The organism is Apibacter sp. B3706, assembly GCF_011082725.1.
In the GTDB taxonomy this organism is placed as follows: Bacteria; Bacteroidota; Bacteroidia; order Flavobacteriales; family Weeksellaceae; genus Apibacter.
In genome coordinates this window covers 1,131,401-1,150,859 of the sequence record NZ_CP049715.1, presented here as the reverse complement: position 1 = coordinate 1,150,859, position 19,459 = coordinate 1,131,401, and the positions used below count along the sequence as shown (strand labels likewise).

Sequence of the window (19,459 nt, the reverse complement as noted above, 5' to 3'; positions counted from 1 at the left end):
AAAATATGGAATGAGATCAAATTTTTTATGTTATACTCAGAATCAGTATCGAATTATTAAAAAAATACAAATTTTATTGTTTAAATTGATGAAAAATTATATAATTTTGTCTTACTAACTATTCACTTGTTATTATGAATTATAAATTAAGCATAAAACAGTTATTGCTTAGAATTTTGCTCTTAATTTTTTGTTACCAACTCTGTAGAGCAATTTTTTATGTGTTCAATTTTCATTTTTTCAAAAACATAGGATTATCGGAATTTTTAGGAGGCTTACGATTTGATTTGGCAGCAATTTTTTTAAGTAATATACTCATAATTGTATTAAGTACGATTCCGGGCAACTTCAAGTATAATCATACCTATCAAAAAAGTTTAAAAATACTATTTTTTTTTATCAATGCTTTTTTTATAGGAGTCAATTTCATTGATATAAAATATTATATATATACTAATAAAAGAAGTACCTATGCATTGATTACCGCTTCCGGTATGGAAGGTGACATACTCAGACTAATTCCTGTATTCCTAGCTCAATATTGGTATATGTTTTTAGGATATTTAGTGGCTATGTTTTGTTTTTGGAAATTTATTCCTGAAATATCTTATAGACAAGAAAAAGAAAACGGATGGAAAGGTATCTTCGTGAGCTCATTAGTTTTTTTATTATTTATCGGCTTAATTATATTATTGGGAAGAGGAGGTATCCAAAGAGCTCCAATTAAAACAGTTGATGCTATTAATTATACCGATTATCCCCAAAATACAGCTGTGGTATTAAACACAACTTTTACAATTTTTAAAACTATTAATAAAAAAGATAATTTAAAAAAGAAGAATTATTTTACCCCTCAACAATTAAAAACTATTTATCATCCGGTTATAGATATCAATTCGGAAGGAATTTTTAACAAAAAGAATTTAGTAATTATTATTTTGGAAAGTTTTGGAAAAGAAAATATTTATCAACAATTTGAAGGTAGAAAATTAACACCGTTTTTAGATTCTTTACTTACAGAAGGCAGGTATTACACCAATGCTTTTGCTAACGGATTAAAATCAATTGATGCAGTACCATCAGTAATTACATCTATACCTTGTCTTATGGAAGTTTCTTATATATCTTCACCTTATTCCTTTAATCAAATTGATGGATTTAATGCTGTTTTAAAAAAGGAAGGATATAATACATCTTTTTTTCACGGGGCCTTTAATGGAAGTCAAAATTTCAATGAATTTGCCCGTATTTCCGGCTATGATAATTATTATGGTAAAAATGAATATACGGAAAAAGGGGGATATGATGGAGTATGGGGAATTTTTGATGAAGAATTTTTACAGTTTACACAAAAAAAATTTAATACTTTTAAACAACCTTTCTTTTCAACTATTTTTACCGTTTCTTCACATTCTCCTTATACCATTCCTGAACAATATAAAAATAAATTTCCTAAAGGAAACAGAGATATTCACGAAAGTATTGCTTATTCCGATTTTGCTTTAAGAAAGTTTTTTGAAAATGCCAAAAAACAAGAATGGTATACTAACACTGTCTTTGTTTTAACTCCCGATCATACAAGTAGAGGAGGAGCGAAACCTGAATATTTTTTAACAGAAATAGGTAATTATTCAATACCTATATTACTATTTGATCCTTCAAATTCTAAATTAAAGGGGACAGAAAATAAATTAATGGGTCAAATTGATATTTACCCCGAAGTTTTGAATTATCTGGGTTATAAAGGACAAATTTTTTCTTTTGGTAATCCCGTTGAAAGTAAAGATCGAGTTGTTGCCAATTTTAATGAAGGTATTTATAGATTTTTAATCAATCAGTATTATGTTGCTTTTGACGGTAAAAAGATTTTACGAGTATATGATTATACAAAAGACAGTTTATTACAACATTCAATTTCAAATTATCCTAAAGAAAACCTTGAATTAAAAATTAAATCGTATATTCAACAATATAATAACAGACTGATAGATAATGAATTATCTTTAGTAAAATCAAAGGATTAAATCGACAACGAATCCCTCATGATTTCTAACATTAAACACCATATTATTATCAAAAAGCAAATATTGACCTTTAATACCTTTTAGAACTCCTTCAAATTCAAAAACCTTTTTAAGGTTTACCGAATTTACTTTATGTGGGTATGCGATTACAGGATATTGAAAATTAAAAATTTTGTTATCCTCTAAAATATAATTTTCTAGCTGATCGGGTATAAATGTTTTAAGCTCATTTTTCACAATTGATAATTCTATATAGGGTACTGATTCGCTTAACATTTTCCTATAATTAGTTTTATCTGAAACGTGTTTTTTAAGAATGGTTTCAATGACTCCGGCTTCATATCTATTTTCAGTTTCTGCTAATTTTATGGCGTACTCAGCACCTTGATCGATCCAACGATAAGGTAATTGAGATTTTCTTGTGACACCAACCTTAATTCCACCGGAGTTTGCTAAATAAACTATGTGAGGTTGAAGTTGAGCTTGAGATTCAACACTTAAATCTCTGTCTTCCATGCCTAAATGGGCTTTAGATAATTCGGGTCTTAGGATCCAATCTCCTGCATAGGGAGAAGTAAAATAGCAATCCTTACAATATCCCATGGCAAATATTTCTTTATCCAAACCACATCCCAAACATTTATAATGATCAAATCGTACTTTGATTTTTTTATCTAATAGTTGATTAATAATAAGTATTTCATCATTAAAATTTAGATAATACTGAATAGGAGAATTATATTCGGTTATCATTTTGGTTAGTTGTCCGGTTAGATGCATAAAGAATAAATTATTTACTTTTAGTCTGTATTATTTTCTTGAATATTACAAATATATAAATATGATAGTATTCAATCCTTACTCATTCATAGTACTTTCAAATAAAAATTCTTGTCACATATATAGCTTAAGTTATTTTGTTTCAATTAATTCAATAAAATAAAATTAATTTTGAAACTTAAATCTTATTTTTGTTTGAAAAAAAAATATAAAAAAAATAGTTGTTATTGCAGGTTTTTTATATCTTTACCTAATATTTATTATGCTCAAAAAGTTAATTAATCGTACAATACATTCTTAAATATTATGAAAAAAAGTTTATTAGATTTTCATTTAATTTTCTTAGGGTTATTTCCATTATTTTTAATCACTAGCTGTGGAACATCAAAAAAAGCATTGAAAGATTATAACGAAGTTCAAATAAATCAATCGGTAGATGAAGTTACTATAAGTACCGGTACAATCGATAAAGCAGATAATGTAATTACTATAAAAGTAGAGGATCAAGGAACTAATACAACTAAAAAACCTAAGGACAAACTAGATAAAATAATGGTTTATCTAGGTGATGAGAATGTAGTGAAATGGAAATTAGTTAGATTGAATTCTCAAAATGCTTCTGATTTATACGAAACTTTACCCTTGATGAGATTTGATGAACCTTGGAAACAAATTTACGGAACAACAGGTTGTAACAAATTTACTGCCTATTATACTTGGGAAAATACTATTTTTAATTTATCAAGATTATCTTCAACCGAATTGCCTTGTGATTTTGATGAATCTCAATTTTTAAATGCTTTGCAAAGTATTGATGAAATTAGAGAAGGAGATTCTATTTTATCATTTTATAATAATGGACAAGAAATTTTAGTTTTTGAAAGATTTAATTCATGATTTCATAGATAAAGTTTTTAAATTTAAACAGTTAATAAAAATTTTTAAAAACGTAGCTTCATGTTAGAATACATGAAGCTATATTTTTATAGTTTCTTTTTATAAAAGGAAACTTCTGTAGTTCTACGGTTTATTCGAGTTAAAACTTCCTTGAAATTTTTAAAATCTCTATTGGTAAAAACTACTTCGTTACGTATTATTTTTTCTGAACTTAAAATAGATCCATTCAAAATTTGATTTTTAATTTGAAAATTAAATTTTATAGGAAAAGCATAACCGTTTTTAATTTTTAAATCTCTGGATTTATATAACACCGATGCTTCCGCACCTAACGGATATATTCTATGATCTTCAGTGAAATGATCTACCGTTGAAGGATGTCTCTCAAGTATTGCTAATCCACTTATTAGTGCCAGATGGTAAATAATACTGCTGTATATTTCGTATAAGAATGTTGAATCAGAATTGTGTAACATATGAACGGGATTACCTAAAACTTTCCAAAATGAAAATACCTGATTGGGTTTAATTACTACATTAGAAAGTGAATTTTGTATCCATAACATCTGATTAGCTAACCGTTCTAAAGAAACAAAAGGATGGTTCATAATCCTATATGATAAGAGAATTTCATGAGGATAGTTTGCTTCATCTTTTTCTACATGTTTAGCATAATTAGTAAATGTAAAGTAGTTTTTTAAACATTTAACTATGTTCATCGTAAAGAAATTAGTAACGTAAATTTAATAAAAAAACATCTGCGGAATTCTATAGAATGTAAGAATTGATTACATTTGCAGAGCTAGAAGACATTATGATAATAACTTATCCATCAAGAATATATATAATTTGTCCTGCAAATATCTCAACCGGTGGACCGGAAGCATTACATCAATTAAGTCATAAATTAAGAACTGTTTTTAAATTAGATGCTAAAATGTATTATATACATAAAAAATCTAATGTAAATCCAAAACCGCAAGTTTATAATATCTACGATACATCAGAGATTGAAACTATTTATGATCATCCCAATAGTGTTATTATCATTCCGGAATCCCTTACCAATTATATTTTTAAGTATAAAAAAAGTAAGAAGATCGTTTGGTGGTTGAGTGTTGATTTCTATTCAATTTGTATGAAGAATCGACACAGAGGATTAAAATTTTATATTTCAAAATATTTTAAAGGTCAGCAAGAAGAGCAAGAGTACCATTTTGAAAATCTTCCTGATGTAGTTCATTGGGCTCAATCTTACCGATCCTATATATATCTTATCGAAAATCACATACCTGAAAATAAGATATCTTTTGTATGCGATTATGTAAATCCTCTTTTTTTATCCGAAAGTAATCAAATTAAAAATTTAGTTAAAAAAGAAAATATAATAATCTATAATCCTAAAAAAAATAATAAAGATTTAAAATCCATACAAAAGAAAAGCTCAAAGTATACATGGATAGCCATAAAGAATATGACAACCGATCAAGTGGTTGAAACCATGAAAAAAGCAAAAGTATATATAGATTTTGGATACAATCCCGGAAGAGACAAAATGTTAAGAGAATCATCAGTAATGAAATGTATTATTATTTCAGGTATGGGGGGATCTTCAAAATATCAACAAGATTTGAATATTCCAATGGGATATAAGTTTAAATATGCAAAAAATGAACTTTCAAAAATTATCGATAAAATAGAATATTCTATGATTAATTATGATCATGCCATATTGGATTTTAATGAGTACAGAAATGAAGTTCTAAATGAAGAATTAGAATTTGAAAATCAATTACAATTATTTTTTAATACAAATCCTGCTAATAAATGATATCAGTTATAATTCCCATCTATAATGTAGAAAAATATTTAAGTAGATGTATAGATTCTGTAATAAATCAAACCTATTCAGATTTGGAAATACTTCTAGTTAATGATGGATCTACAGATTCTAGCGGATTTATTTGTGATGAATATGCAAAAAAAGATTCCAGGATTGTTGTTATTCATCAGGAAAATAAAGGAACTTCAATAGCCAGGAATAGAGGTTTAGACATAGCTAAAGGTGAGTTCATTGGATTTGTAGACCCTGATGATGTTATATCTGTACATTTCTATGAAGTACTGTATAATACATTGATTAAGACGAATAGTGACCTCATTTTATGTAATTTTCAAAATTTCACCCATTTCAATGAAATAAAGGAGGATCACCGTTCTTTATATAAAAGCAATGAATACAATGGATATAATTTTATTAAAAATTTTAGTTACAAGAAAGATACCGTTCGTTATGTAGTTATTTGGAATAAGCTTTACAAACGATATTTATGGGATGAATTGAGATTTCCTGAAAATGTAAAAATATGCGAAGATGAATATGTTTGGTTTAAAGCTATGTTTAAAGCCCATAAAATATGTGAATTGGATCAAGTTCTTTATTATTATTTTAAAAGGGCAAATAGTATAACCAATAAAATTTATGAAGAATTTTCATATAAGAAAGAAATCGCTTTTATCGAAGCATTGAAAGATCGAATAGACTTTTGTAAGAATAACAAATTAAATCAATTACTAAAAAAAACAGAAGAATATAGAAATAAATTACTAAGGAAAATATACCTTACAACCCCTAAAAATAAAATCCCGGAATATATAAGCGTTGAACTTTTCAATAATATAAAAGACATTCCTTACTCCAAGCGATTAAAAATTTATTTAAAAAAATCTTTTAAATAAAGTTCCTAAATGTATACCTATTCTATAATTATTCCACATAAAAATACACCTAAATTATTACAAAGGTGTTTAAATTCAATTCCTTATAGAGATGATATACAAATTATAATTATTGATGACGACAGTGATTCTTCTTATGTGGATTTTAAAAACTTTCCCGGATACAATAGAAAAAATGTCGAAATATATTTTACCAAAGAGGGTAAAGGAGTTGGGTATGCACGTAATATAGGATTACAAAAAGCTAAAGGAAAATGGCTATTATTTGCAGATTCCGATGACTTTTTTAATCCAAATTTTTTAAATGAACTAGATAAATATAAAGATAGTAATGAAGAAATAATTTATTATTTGGCTACCAGTGTAGAAAGTAATTCTTTACAGAAATCTATTAGACATTTATATTTACTCAAAACAAGAAAAAAATATTACAAAAAGTTGCGATATAATAAAATTAAAGCAAAAGATCAATTAATATATAAAAATTGGGAAGTATGGGCTAAAATGTTTAACAGAAATTTTATCGAAAAAAATAACTTAATTTTTGATGAAGAAAGAATAGGGGAAGAGGCTTTGTTTGTTATCAAAGCAGGTGAGTTATCTAAAAACTATTCAGTTGATGATTTTCCTCTATATTGCATTACTTATAGAAAGGATAGTTTATGCTTTAGTCTTGATAACGAAAATGATTTTGACGAAAGATTCATGGCTAAAATTAGGATAAATACTTATTTAAAGAAAGTTAAAAAAGAAAAATTTACCATTGATCTAGATAAAGATTTATTAGAATCCTATAACTACGGGGGAGCAACCAAAATGAAAGAAATAATGAAATTTATTAAAAATAATGGTAATAAAATACGCTTAAAAACTTATGTTAAATATTATATAAGAACATTATATAATCCGAAAATTAAAATGTACCTTTTATAATAATTAAATTGTGTATAAAATTACACACATAAATATAAACCAAAAAAGCCTCTTATATGAGGCTTTTTTTTAAATAATTAGAATATTAAATTATTATAAAACTGAAAATTCACCTGAAAATTTATCGTAAACTATTTTTTCATCTTGGATAAAATCTATTTTACCCATTTTCTCATCCAAAGATAAAACGCTGACTTGAACTTTCATATCTGCATCTTCAGATTTAAGAAATAGAGAAAATTGTTGATTTACTTCATTTGTATCCAAGAGAAGTCCTATAAATTTTTTAGTATTATTAGTGGAAAATCCATCTCCTTTATGATTGTCGGCATATGCAACATGTAAATAATGCTTTTTACCTTCGAATTCACCGCAAGATATATTTATGACATCTTCATTGGAAGCAAGAAGATCTGAAACTGAGCTCCATGTATATAATTTAGGGTTTTCATTAGTTTCAGAAATACGATCGACATATACTCCTACAAAATTTTTACCTTCTGGCGTAATAGAGAATCCATTTCCGTTACTATCATCAGCATAAGCAACATGAACATATTTATCATCAATACAGATAAGGGAAGAACCGGGCAAACCTTTAATAGGGAAAGTTACGCCATTTGATTCATTAGAATAATCATTAAAAGTTTCAATATACGGAGTATACTTTTCTCCCTCTTCAACCTTTAAATTAGTTATTTTTGTCTGATTTTGGGTCGAGTTATTTTCACATACAAAACTAAATTCTGTAAATTGTCTTCCGGAAGATCTTTCAACTAAGAATGTACTATATAGAAAAACACTACCATCGGAATTATTGATTTTTTTAAAATCTTTCCATCCAATTCTATGATTCCAATTATTGCCATTTACTCCACCTAATATGATAGTATTGAAAAATACAGTATCTTGGGTATCCAGTTCATTTGGTATTACAACCATTGAAGCAGTATAATATCGATTTTCATCATCCAAATCTGTAATTTTATCCATCGGTATATAATATCTGTTATATCCGGTTTTTGGCTTTAAAATATATAAATCTTTATATTTTTCAGATATTAAATTAAAATTTGTACCATTATCTTGGCTTATGGGTTGAAAAATATAATCATCTATTTTTTCAAATTCTTTTTTATAATAAAGCTTATAGTTGACATTCTCCGTTTTGTTTTCTTGAAGACCTTTAACTACCCTGGAATTATTTATCACACTTGAACGTATATATGCCGTTGAAATGCTATTATTCAAATTAGCATCAATTCCATCTAATAAAAGATTTAAAAATGCCCGGCCGTTTAATTGATTAAAAGAAAAAGAACATATCTTTGAAAACTCTGAATCATTAATTTCATATTCATGTGAATAAGTAGCCTTAGCTATATCTATATATTTAGTTACTCCCACATTACCTTCATCATCAGAAACAAGCATATGGCTTGGTTTAAAATCTCGGTTTAAATCCGCATTGGGCGTATACTCATAATTAAGTCTGTGTTTCCCGTTTATTTTAAACCATTTCTCTTTAAAATCTCCGTACACTAAAGGATCACTCTTAGGATCTTCCGGTCTTTTGGCATCGATCACCAATTTATTAGTTAATTCAAACCTCATCGGCAAACTTGCATATGCACCAATAACAACACTGGTATTTCCATATACTTGATTGTAACCTTTGGTTATACCGGAACCCAAATAGGTGTTATATTCACCGTAATTTGAAAAATCGTATCCACATTGGTGGCCGATAAATGTATTTTCGCGACCATATAAAGTTTTATATGAAGCATATTTACCAATTGAAATATTACCTCCCGAAGTCATAGGTTTACTATCTGTAGATGATTTATAATCTACTCCTTTATATTTTCCCAATGCAAGATGACCAATAGCAGTATCATCTGTCAATTGTTGAGCGTTGTAGGCCGCTGCTTGTCCAATCAGAACATTGCTGACAGATTTTTTAGCATTCGCCCCTGTTAAAGCGCCCATAAATGTATCGAAGTTACAAGATTCTAAATTTTGTCCGGCACCGTGTCCCGCAAATAAAGAGTTGGCGCCGTTTCTTAATTTTGTTGCGGAGTTATGCCCAATGCTTGTGATCCAATCGGATTCAGAACCCATACCGTCAAACTCCTTCAATGCATGGTTTCCGATTGCTAAGATATCCGGACAGGTAACATTTTTCGATAATGCTTGACTTCCGATAGCCAGGTTGTTACGCGTCGATTCGTTTTTGCTGTTTAAAGCATCTGTACCAAATTTGATATTACCATTGGTATCAGCACCCAGAGAAGCAGAATTTATAAGTAAATCTTTAGTGGTTGAATTGCCCTTTTCAGTAATTTGTTGTAACGTATCGGTATGATTGATTTTATCTTTAACATCCTCGTCAAGCATGGATTCGTTTATACCACCCTTTTTTATTGATATCTGATTTTCATTATCTATTTCAATTCCCCCGTTTTCAGTCGTCCTGTAAATGTCTTGTAAATCAGAGATATTTGTAGTAAAGGTTTTTCCGCTTTCAAGAATAAACTTAATTTCTTTATGGGATGAATCATAAGTAATTTCCGATAAAAAATTATCCTTTATAATTAGCTCTTGGGATTCTCCGTTTTGATATTGAACCAATAATTTGTTGGTTTGATCATTATATTTGATATCGATAACCGCATCTTTAACATACTTGCTAATAATTTCTTGTATCTTGTCTATGGAATACGTTTTATCGGAAGCAGAAGTTTGACTGTCATCAATTAAACCATATAAATGATTGGTCAAATTTTGAACAACATTTTTATCAACCTTATTATCAAGTTGTTCAAATAAAATACCTAGGGAAGAGGCATCAGATTTTGTTTCAAGTTTATTATTAATAATTTCAACAATTTGTTGTATTTTATCTATAGAATAGGTCTTATCCGAAGCTTTGTTAAGATTATCATCAATGATCTCCTTTATGTATTTTTCTAAAGACATTATAACTTCTTTATCAACTTTTCCCTCCAATTGATTTATCAAGCTTTTGACTAGAGAAGTATCTGATTTATTAGCTAATATATTATTAATATTTTCAATGATTTCGATTGGTATTTTTTCATCCTTATGCCAATAGCTTTCCAACCATTCCGAGAATTGAGATTCGTCAGGTTTCTTGCCATTTTTAAACCACTGTTTTAATGTATCTTTTGTTGTCATTTTTGTAAATTTTAATATTATTTATCTTTAAAAAAGGTAAAAATTAGAATCTATGTTAGATAAATTAAAATTTTTAACCATCTACTTTGAGAATTGATACTCGTCCGGTTTTTTTATTTTTAACTTATTGTTTTAAAGTACCTTTTTTTGTCATTTAAAAATTCATCCAACTGATAAGATTTATAGATTAACTATTTGTTTTTTTGTAAATTATAATGATTATATATAAAAAATATATATAATATATTTTTAAATAATCTGACAATTTATTTTAAACTCGATAATCGAAGGCCGACTAATAAGTTTTCATTTTAAATGCATTTAAGAAAACAGTTGATTTATCTAAAAACTTTTTTATTTAGTCTGTCAATTTGTTGCTGTAAATAGGTATGAGCAGAAAGATTTTCATGATAAAATTTTGCATGTTCGGTATGAGTTACCCTACCATCAATTTGTGCTTGAAGATATTGATGAGCATCCATATTTTCATGATAAAATTTTGCATGTTCGGTATGAGTTAACCTAACATTAAGTTGTGCTTGAAATGATTTATGAGCATCTGAATTATCTTTGTTATGTTTAGCAAAATTTTCATTAGTAACTCGAGCATCTATTTGTTTTTGAAGAAAATTATGAGCTTCCGAATTTTCTTTATAATGTTTAGCAAAATTATCATTAGTAATTCGAGCATCTATTTGTTTTTGAAGATAGGTTTGAACTTTTTCATTTTTATTGTAGTACTCACCAAATTCTTTATTTGTCACACGCCCATTAATTTGTTCTTGAAGATACGCTTGAACCTCTTTATTTTTGTTATAAAACTCACCAAATTCTTTATTTGTCACACGTCCATCAATTTGTTTTTGTAGATGAGCTCGATTACTTTTGCTTTCATTTAGGTATTGATTAAAAACGTCATAAGGTACTCTTCCGTCTATTCTCCAATCTAAACGTTTTATTTCTTCAGGAATCAAGCTAAGATCCGGTACTCTTTTAAATTCATTCCAGGAATAAGATACAGCTCCCGTGCCAAAAGATGCATATCGTGTTACAATGGTTACTTTTTTTTCGCCATTTTCAAATTCATACTCTTTTTTTTCCTCAACTATGGTGATGGAATGTTGTTTAGTTCCTTCAGCTAAAATAAACAGCTCATTGTCAATTTGAATGAGTCCTTTGGTTATCTTAGAGCCATGTTCTTCACATCCGCAAATTATTGCTCTTCTTCCGGCCATACGTCCCATATCGTTAAGAAATGGTCTGTACATTTGTTGCATAAAGTCTAAGGTGTCTGTTTGCAAAGGAAAACCACCGGTTTGATTAAATATAATGTAATCCATTTTTAGTAACTTATAAGTTTATAATTTTTCAATTTTGTATTTTTTATTAGCTAATTTATAGTATTCAATAAGTGCTTTTATTTTATATATATTATCGACTAACAGCTCATTGGGAACCTTAACTATAAAATTTAGGGTACTTAGATCATAGTCGTATGCCGGTCTTAAATACATGGGGCCGCAATCTGTTGAAGAGCTATTTCCTAACTTAAAAGGCTTATTTTCTCCTTGAGTGTATATATAGTTTTGTTTATATATTTGATAATCCATAATAATTATCCTTCTTTCAGCAGGGTCAAATCGATCATTTAGAGTCTTGCGCAGGTAGCATACTTGTGAATTGTGATTTAACTTATATATATTTTCATTTCTTACTTGTAACCAATCAAAATGTATACGGGATAGCGGCTTTACCAGACTAAATAAGAATTTGATTTCTCGAGCTTTTCTAAGTGCCGTAGGTAAATGTAAGACTGCCAGTTTTTTTATATTTATGTTAAACCACATTATAATCAATTTTAACTAGATTTTCTACCTTATTATTCCCAATGTTTTTAATAGTAGTAAAATATCCTGAATTAGGTATTTTACTCATTGTAATAGCAATAGGATTTCCGTAATTTTTAGTTTGAGGATCGATCCATGAAGAAGAAGCTTCATAGATATTTACGTCTTTAACTCCCGGCGTCAGCTGCAGTTTGTCTACCAATTTTGATAACATTAATTCACCATTAAAAGGTAATTCGCGTAAATACTGACGTATTGTTGTATCTACCGGTCTTATATTTCCATTGATTGGAGCTATGGCGTTTCCATTTTCATCCAATACCAATGGATCAATTTTTATTGTAATATTTAAATACAATAAATCAGGCAGATAATTGATGATGGTTAACGGCACACCTGCATCTTTAATTTCTTCCATATATGCTGTAAAAGAATTTACTTCTCCAGTCGTTAAAGGTACGAGTTCACCATTTTTTTCACCGGCTACTTTTACAATAAGTCTGCTTCGGTTGCTATCCTCAGTTATGGCAGAATATTTTACTACTTTACTTGCTTCTATCTGATCATCAGTATACCCCTCATTATTAAATACATCCGAATCCGGATACAAATCAAATCCATATTGAAAAGCCAGAGCCTTATTTCTGTACCATTTAGCCGTATGTGGTTTCAATTCGGCAATTAAATTGTCTACTTCTTCTCTATGTCGGTCAAACAGTAATTCTAAATTAAATATGGTATAGGCTATTACATATACAAATAATCTCCATATTGAGGTTTTTGAGGTAGAATCCAACGGATCCAATTCACGATATTTTCCTTTTTCGTTTAAAATTTCTTCTGTTATGTCCTTAAGTTTCCTTGCCATATCTTAACTATTTTTTAATGCTTTAGGCTTAAAGTTTATATTTATAATCATCTCTCCAATTCCCAGATCTACCAAATTGCTTATAAAATCATCGGATATGGAGGTAGCGGGTAAAAATCCTTTTCCTTCGTAATACTCAGAAACTATTTTATTATAATATCGTGTATTGGGAATGATCAGTTCTTGCCCTGTTTTCAGATCTTCTGTAATGCTTAAATTATTAGCCAGAGCTATCTCAAAGGCGGCTTCAGCTGTTCCTCGATATTGGACGGCTACATCCAATAGGGATTGATTATTACGAATAATTATTTTCATATTACTGTTGTTTTTTCAAGTCTTCAATCCTCCTTTTTAAGGAAATATTTTCTTTTCGCAATATTTTTATCTTATTTTTCAATTCCATTATTTCATTCCGTAAAAGTTGTTCACGACTTTCGTATAATGTTATAATGTTTTTATATTTTTTTTCATAACAGATCCCCAGATCTTCCAATGCTTCTTTATAAATATTAACAGCTCTTGCCCCATGATCTATGGATGAATTATGATTAGTAACGGACTCTTTCTTTCTTTTATAAAACCACCCTCCAAAAACGGCTGTTAGCATGGTTAAAAATTCTCCTACATAGGTTGTAAATAATTCTTTCATATTATCCGTATTCTGCATCAATAATCATATTATCTTTGGACTTAAATATCAAATTTTTAACTTTCATTCCATCCGATATAAATTGCTTACGTGCTTCAAATTCGCATTCGTTCATACAGGAATCCAAAATATAACTTTCAATTCCCACACCCAGCATCGGATCTTCTTTGAATTCTCCCGGATTGGCTAAAAGTAATAACGCTTGATGTTGTAAAGTTGAATTTTCAACTACAAAATCTCCGTTCTCAATTTTAAGCTCACCTTCATTTGTAATTAATATGTCTCTCATTCCAATTTTCCTTTAAAAGTTCCGTTTACCGGTCCGTTGGGAGCAGATAAACCGCCGTCATATTTTATAGTAGCTGTTTTTACAAAGCTGTCTATCAATTCACTTAATCTCTTTGAAAATTCTTCTATGGATGAATCTTCTCTGGTATGCATGTCAGTTAACAATTTTTTTATGCCTGATTGTAAACTTCCTTTATTTAGTGCCATTTTAACGTCTATTTTAAAAGTGATTTAAATCCCGTTTCAAAATCAATTAATTTTTTTTGAGTATCCGGTAAAGGAGTTCCGCTGGCTCCTGTTGATGTAAATACTTTCAATCCCTTGAGAGTATCAGTCAGCAGCTGGAACAGGTCTATTAAACTGCGAGAGTTATTTTTTATACAAACTTTTCCATCAGTACTGTCCAGCAACAAGACCAATCCGTTTTGGTTGATTTCTATTTTTTCAATTTCATCTACCTTGATTATCATCAAATCAGAAAGCTCGCCGCTGATACTCAAAGCCACAACTCTGGAACCTATTTTAGGGTACTGAATCATATAGTTTTCCGAACCACCATAACTAACCTTTAACCTCACATCGGTAATAATCAAATCTTCATCCAATGCCAATGAACAGGTTTCTTTTTGTAATTCCGTAACAGTCCCTATAATTGGGAAATTAGGATTTGCACCAACCAGTTGTTTTATTAATCGTTTTATTTTTTCTCCCTTTTCCATAGTTTAAACTGATAAAAGTATACCCGGTGTAATGGTTCTTTTTCCTCCGGAAGAACTAAAACTGGTTTTAACGCTTACTACGTAATACTTGCTGTTTTTATCCGGATAATCTTCATCTGTTATTTTTGCTGAATAACTAGGCTCAACATAGGGCAGAAGCCAGGTATCAAAAGTACCTTCGTATCCGTCGTATGCATGTTTGGTATATTCATATTTTGCTCGTATTTTAAGTGAAGCCAGCGCTATGCTTGATATTTTAACAGTTTTTTTCTCTCCATCTTCATTGCCGTAAGTCTCGGTAAGCACTTTACCGTTTTTATCTGTTGTTTCAACAGTAATTTGAATTTTTTTGTCTGACGCTTTTTTGTATTCTAAAGAGGCTTTTTCTATATTATGTTGCATTGAATATTTGACTTCGCCTTTTTTTTGAACATAAGGAGGATGAATATGGAGTACTTTATTTTCGGTATCTAAATATATATTTCCTGCGGATTCTTCCTGTAATTTTTTCAATACATCATAAGCCGTTGTTCGAAAGATGACGAATTTTTCATAGTAAAGTTCATAGTCACAGTTCAAAGTATATTCGGGCATAACTTGATTTAACAGGGTTTGAGCAATTTTGTCAATAGAAGTAGGCTTTAATTCCTCATTTTTTACCGGTTTTCTAAATACATACATATCATCCTCACAAAAAATTTTTAAACAGCTGTCTACATTGGTTATTCTTTGCACGTATCCGCTAAACTCATTTATTAAAACATCGTCGTATCCTAATTTAATTTTTACTTGAGAACCTATCGGAATCTTTTTTTCGAGATTCAAAGGACGATTGGCTATGTATTCAGGCAAGATGATAACAGCGGTGGCTACTAAAGAATCAACAGATTTATTTATTTCACATTCTGCAATTACAGGCAAATTAAATTTTTTAGATTCGTGGCTGAATTCTATGTCCCATGACAACTTATACATATATTTTAGTCATTTAAAAGTTTAAACAAATCGTAGGTAGAATCACTCACTGCTTTAATTTCATATGCCTGTACATTTTCACCTTTGGTGAACGGAAATGTAAAATCTTCAACTACTATTCTGGTAATGTCTAATAATTTCAGCGGTTGACAATCAATTTCAATTCCTTGCGGATTGAGAATAAAGTCTTTAAGCGCTCTAAAATCTTCTTTAGGATAACAATCATCAACAGATCCGGTTTCTAAAGCTCCATATAAGGCGCCGGTTATCGTAATTTCGTAATCGTCTTGACTCCAATATTCTTTTATAGTACCGAACAAATTTTTATCATTTCCTTTTTTAGCTACTTCTCGCTTGATGATATTATTTTTACCTGAGATTGTAATCATAGGTTCATAAGGCAATAAATACCATTGGCTGTCATTGATATTTCTGATTTTTACGGGAAAAAATTGTTTATCCTCCGGAATTTGTTCCGGCATTACCATGAATTTATCATTCCAATCTACTTCCTGATAAGTAAATCTTGACTTATTTTTAAGAGGTAAAAAAGGTTTTGGTGGCAACACATGTTTAGCTAATTCATTTTCAAGAGCTTCAAACCGTGGTAATTTTTTGGCCACCTTTGAACCTAATAAACCGGCCAATAATAAATTTTTATTATTAATTTTCATACGTTTATTTTTTATCCTACTGAATAATTTGCCATGGCTAATAATCGTAATAGTGCATCTGCAGTTTGATCAACCATTTTATCCGTTGTTTCGTTGAAATCTTTACCTTGAATATTTAATACTCCGATTAAATCTTTAATGGAAATATTTATTGTGCTGGATTTTTCTCCACCGGTAACAATAGAGCTATTGGTTGCTGTTCCTGTTGATTTTATCGATGGATTTACAGTTTTTAAAGAATTAGCCGATGTTTCATCGGTTAATTTTTTAGGCGGTGCAATTTTATTTTTAGGATTATATTTTTCCAAAGTATCACTGATGAAAGATAATCCGCCTTTGTCGTTAAATAGACTATTGTCCGTAGTGGTTTTGTTGTAACTGTCAGTAAGTAACGAAAAATTTTTATTGATTGCTGTTAAACTCTCAGCTCCGGCATTGTTAGAAGATACCTCAGTAGTATTGTCTAAAATAATCGGACTCTCTTTATCAGAACTGGTTTTAAAAGATAAACTTCCTCCAATTTTTTTAAAGTGATCCCAAGCATTTAACATACTATCAGCCATGTCGTTAATTAATAGCTTACGTTCATCACTACGTTTTTTAGCATTTTCTCTGATTTGTTTTAAATGTTCTTCTGCTGATTTTTTATTCCAAAGCTTAGAAAACGTATACCAAGCAATTTGTAATTGTTCTATACCGGTTAAAAGTATATCTTTAAAATTCAACCACGAAAGTTTCAGATATGAAATTCCTGCATCCCATAATGATTTGACCATTTCCATGGTATGATCCCAAGCATCACCCCAACCTTCCACAGAGTTTATTAAAAGATATATAAAGGTTATTAACCCCACGACACCGGCTATAATAAGTCCGATTGGATTGGCAATCATAACTCCATTGAGGATTGCTTGAGCTACAGCAGCTAAGCCCATAACAAATTTATATGTCATAAATGCAGATGCTAAACTCACTATAATCGCTTTGAGAGTTACTATTGCACCTTTACCGATGGAAAACTTATTCAATACTTCACTGAAAAAGTCAGTAACATCAAACAAAGTATCGGCTAAAAATAAGGCAGCGTCAATTAAATCCAAAAACATATGAACCATAGGGGCAATGATTTCATATAATCTGAATAATACATTATTTAAATTATTGGTAGTACTTTGTAAATGACCTCCCAACGTATTGGACAATTGATTGGCAACTCCAAAGAATTGTCCCCCTTCTGAGGCCGCTGATTGAAAAGCGTTGGTAACCATTTGGGCAGTAATAGTACCATTCATCATTTCTTCATTAACCTTATCCATGCTTAATCCGGTAGTCCTGCAAATTTCATTCAGAGGATTGAAACCTGCCTCAACCATAGCCAGTAACGAGTCTTCGGTAAGTGTACCCATATTTATTACTTGGGCTAAAGAAGAAGTAAGAGAATCCATTGCATGAGTATCACCCATGGATATGTTACTGATGGCATCCAAATTAGGCACGACCTGATCCGCATTCATTCCACTTTTTAATAGTGTTTGAGCATTGCTTTCCAGAGTGGATTGATCAAAAATCTTTACTTTTTTCGACAGATTTGTAATATCATCCATCATTTTTTTAGCAGAACTCTTTGAACTAAGTAAAACCTCAAACTTTTTTTTGCTTAATTCTTTTTGAATTCCCATATTCAAAAAATCGACAAATGCTTCTTGTGGAAATTTAAAATTTAATTCATTTTCACTGCCATTTGTTTCAGAATCAGAAGTACTGTTTGTACTATTTTTTCCGGATTTTTGATTATTTGAACTCTTTTTAGATATGCCTCTTTTACCAAAATTTTTTACTTTTGATGCAGCTTTAGTAACGGTTTTTTGAACCACGGATCCTAATTTTTTAGAAAATCCAATGGTTTTGCCTAATCTACTATTAGAAACAGTTTTTTGAAGCGCAGATCCAAATCTTTTAGAAAATCCAATGGTTTTACCTATTATATTAGAAACAGATTTATAAATTATAGATCCTAATTTTTTAAAACTATTGGCTGTTTTAAGTATAGTTTTTAGAATAAAAGGAGCTATTTTTTTTGTAAGTCCTGATGAATTAGCTATCTTATTATAAATAGTTTTTAAAATTATAGGTCCTAATTTTTTAAAAATATCTGCTGTTTTAACAAAAGTTTTTTGAATTACAGGTGCTATTTTTTTAAAACTATCCGCAGCTTTAATAAAATTATCGGCAAAGATTTTATGAATTACGGGTCCAAAATTTTTAAAATATTCTGTTGCTTTAAATAAATTACCTATAACGGAATTCTGAATTTCAATTCCTGAATTATTAGAACTTTCCGTTGTTTTAGTAAAATTATAGGAAACGTTATTTTGAGCTCCGGATCCTGAATTATTAGAAAGTTCCACTACATTTTCTAAAGAATTGGAATTGATACTTTTAATAGTATAACCTAATTTTTTAGAATTATTCTCTAATTTTTCTAAAGTATTGGTTACGGATTTTTGAATTTCTGATATTGATCTATTAGAATTTTCCGCTGCTTTACTTAACTTTTTAGATGTCTTGGATGCTAAATTGCCTAATCTTGCGTGTAAACTTATTGTACTTATATAAACCAATTCTTGCATTTTAAATGATGCAGAATTGTTACCCATACCCATTTTTTGTATGGCTTTTAGAACATTATCGGTTATCTCTTTTGAGTTTTTCACTAGGTATGACATTAATTGGCATTAGTTGAATTTTCTTTAATCCGGATATAATTAAGCTCTTGCATTCTTTCTGCCCATTCTTTATCTGTTAATATATCCGGATCTATATGAAAATAATATCTGAGCATGGCATGGCTCAAACGTATCCATT

The 19,459-nt window shown here is 29.5% G+C and carries 19 protein-coding genes; 5 read left to right on the top strand and 14 right to left on the bottom strand.

Translation table 11 applies throughout. From position 1 onward, the window contains the following. The first annotated feature begins 221 nt into the window (after nucleotides 1–221). Nucleotides 222–2,024 carry an LTA synthase family protein gene (locus G8C41_RS05195; protein WP_166006498.1) on the top strand — a complete coding sequence of 601 codons (1,803 nt, stop codon included), beginning with the start codon at nucleotides 222–224 and terminating at the stop codon, nucleotides 2,022–2,024. Here the strand turns inward: G8C41_RS05195 and G8C41_RS05190 are convergent. Beyond that, the gene (locus G8C41_RS05190) at nucleotides 2,013–2,804 is read right to left on the bottom strand and encodes a DUF2797 domain-containing protein (protein ID WP_160567393.1); all 792 of its coding nucleotides are present in this window, start codon (nucleotides 2,802–2,804) and stop codon (nucleotides 2,013–2,015) included. The genes G8C41_RS05195 and G8C41_RS05190 overlap by 12 nt on opposite strands. 306 nt (nucleotides 2,805–3,110) lie before the next feature. Between G8C41_RS05190 and G8C41_RS05185 the strand changes: the two genes are divergently transcribed. Beyond that, nucleotides 3,111–3,701: an META domain-containing protein gene (locus G8C41_RS05185; RefSeq protein ID WP_160567391.1), complete on the top strand. Its 591-nt coding sequence runs from the start codon at nucleotides 3,111–3,113 to the stop codon at nucleotides 3,699–3,701. Between the two features lie 86 nt (nucleotides 3,702–3,787). On the opposite strand, the gene G8C41_RS05180 is transcribed toward G8C41_RS05185, so the two are convergent. Beyond that, nucleotides 3,788–4,420 (bottom strand): VanW family protein, encoded by a 633-nt coding sequence (locus G8C41_RS05180; RefSeq protein WP_166006496.1) that lies wholly within the window; start codon nucleotides 4,418–4,420, stop codon nucleotides 3,788–3,790. 65 nt (nucleotides 4,421–4,485) lie between these two features. On the opposite strand from G8C41_RS05180, the gene G8C41_RS05175 reads away from it, so the two are divergent. From G8C41_RS05175 to G8C41_RS05165, 3 genes are read left to right on the top strand one after another with little or no spacing between them, the layout of a single operon-like run. Then, the gene (locus tag G8C41_RS05175; protein ID WP_166006494.1) at nucleotides 4,486–5,532 is read left to right on the top strand and encodes a hypothetical protein; all 1,047 of its coding nucleotides are present in this window, start codon (nucleotides 4,486–4,488) and stop codon (nucleotides 5,530–5,532) included. Next, complete coding sequence (locus tag G8C41_RS05170; protein WP_166006492.1) at nucleotides 5,529–6,440, top strand: glycosyltransferase family 2 protein; 912 nt, start codon at nucleotides 5,529–5,531, stop codon at nucleotides 6,438–6,440. Before G8C41_RS05175 ends, G8C41_RS05170 begins: the two co-directional genes overlap by 4 nt. A gap of 9 nt (nucleotides 6,441–6,449) precedes the next feature. Next, nucleotides 6,450–7,373: a glycosyltransferase family A protein gene (locus G8C41_RS05165; RefSeq protein ID WP_166006490.1), complete on the top strand. Its 924-nt coding sequence runs from the start codon at nucleotides 6,450–6,452 to the stop codon at nucleotides 7,371–7,373. Between the two features lie 93 nt (nucleotides 7,374–7,466). On the opposite strand, the gene G8C41_RS05160 is transcribed toward G8C41_RS05165, so the two are convergent. The 12 genes from G8C41_RS05160 to G8C41_RS05105 all read right to left on the bottom strand — a co-directional run bounded on the left by G8C41_RS05160 (nucleotide 7,467) and on the right by G8C41_RS05105 (nucleotide 19,308). Beyond that, nucleotides 7,467–10,574 carry a hypothetical protein gene (locus tag G8C41_RS05160; protein WP_166006488.1) on the bottom strand — a complete coding sequence of 1,036 codons (3,108 nt, stop codon included), beginning with the start codon at nucleotides 10,572–10,574 and terminating at the stop codon, nucleotides 7,467–7,469. 338 nt (nucleotides 10,575–10,912) lie between these two features. Beyond that, nucleotides 10,913–11,914, bottom strand: a complete 1,002-nt coding sequence (locus G8C41_RS05155; protein WP_160567381.1) for a hypothetical protein — start codon at nucleotides 11,912–11,914, stop codon at nucleotides 10,913–10,915. An 18-nt stretch (nucleotides 11,915–11,932) separates the two neighbouring features. Then, nucleotides 11,933–12,421, bottom strand: coding sequence for a hypothetical protein (locus G8C41_RS05150; protein WP_160567379.1), 489 nt, complete (start codon nucleotides 12,419–12,421; stop codon nucleotides 11,933–11,935). After that, nucleotides 12,411–13,289, bottom strand: a complete 879-nt coding sequence (locus G8C41_RS05145; protein WP_166006486.1) for a nucleotidyltransferase — start codon at nucleotides 13,287–13,289, stop codon at nucleotides 12,411–12,413. The genes G8C41_RS05150 and G8C41_RS05145 overlap by 11 nt, the downstream gene beginning before the upstream one ends. A gap of 3 nt (nucleotides 13,290–13,292) precedes the next feature. Continuing rightward, nucleotides 13,293–13,604, bottom strand: a complete 312-nt coding sequence (locus G8C41_RS05140) for a hypothetical protein (RefSeq protein WP_160567377.1) — start codon at nucleotides 13,602–13,604, stop codon at nucleotides 13,293–13,295. Nucleotide 13,605: 1 nt separating this feature from the next. Next, the gene (locus tag G8C41_RS05135) at nucleotides 13,606–13,938 is read right to left on the bottom strand and encodes a hypothetical protein (RefSeq protein WP_166006484.1); all 333 of its coding nucleotides are present in this window, start codon (nucleotides 13,936–13,938) and stop codon (nucleotides 13,606–13,608) included. A 1-nt stretch (nucleotide 13,939) separates the two neighbouring features. Beyond that, nucleotides 13,940–14,227, bottom strand: coding sequence for an oxidase (locus tag G8C41_RS05130; protein WP_166006482.1), 288 nt, complete (start codon nucleotides 14,225–14,227; stop codon nucleotides 13,940–13,942). Then, nucleotides 14,224–14,433 carry a hypothetical protein gene (locus G8C41_RS05125; protein ID WP_105297453.1) on the bottom strand — a complete coding sequence of 70 codons (210 nt, stop codon included), beginning with the start codon at nucleotides 14,431–14,433 and terminating at the stop codon, nucleotides 14,224–14,226. Before G8C41_RS05125 ends, G8C41_RS05130 begins: the two co-directional genes overlap by 4 nt. 8 nt (nucleotides 14,434–14,441) lie before the next feature. Continuing rightward, on the bottom strand, nucleotides 14,442–14,945 hold the full coding sequence (locus G8C41_RS05120) for a hypothetical protein (RefSeq protein WP_160542225.1): 504 nt from the start codon (nucleotides 14,943–14,945) through the stop codon (nucleotides 14,442–14,444). Nucleotides 14,946–14,948: 3 nt separating this feature from the next. Further along, nucleotides 14,949–15,920, bottom strand: a complete 972-nt coding sequence (locus G8C41_RS05115) for a hypothetical protein (protein WP_160567369.1) — start codon at nucleotides 15,918–15,920, stop codon at nucleotides 14,949–14,951. A 5-nt stretch (nucleotides 15,921–15,925) separates the two neighbouring features. Then, the gene (locus tag G8C41_RS05110) at nucleotides 15,926–16,594 is read right to left on the bottom strand and encodes a DUF6046 domain-containing protein (protein ID WP_166003490.1); all 669 of its coding nucleotides are present in this window, start codon (nucleotides 16,592–16,594) and stop codon (nucleotides 15,926–15,928) included. Nucleotides 16,595–16,605: 11 nt separating this feature from the next. Then, nucleotides 16,606–19,308 carry a tape measure protein gene (locus G8C41_RS05105; protein WP_166006479.1) on the bottom strand — a complete coding sequence of 901 codons (2,703 nt, stop codon included), beginning with the start codon at nucleotides 19,306–19,308 and terminating at the stop codon, nucleotides 16,606–16,608. Between the last annotated feature and the right edge of the window lie 151 nt (nucleotides 19,309–19,459).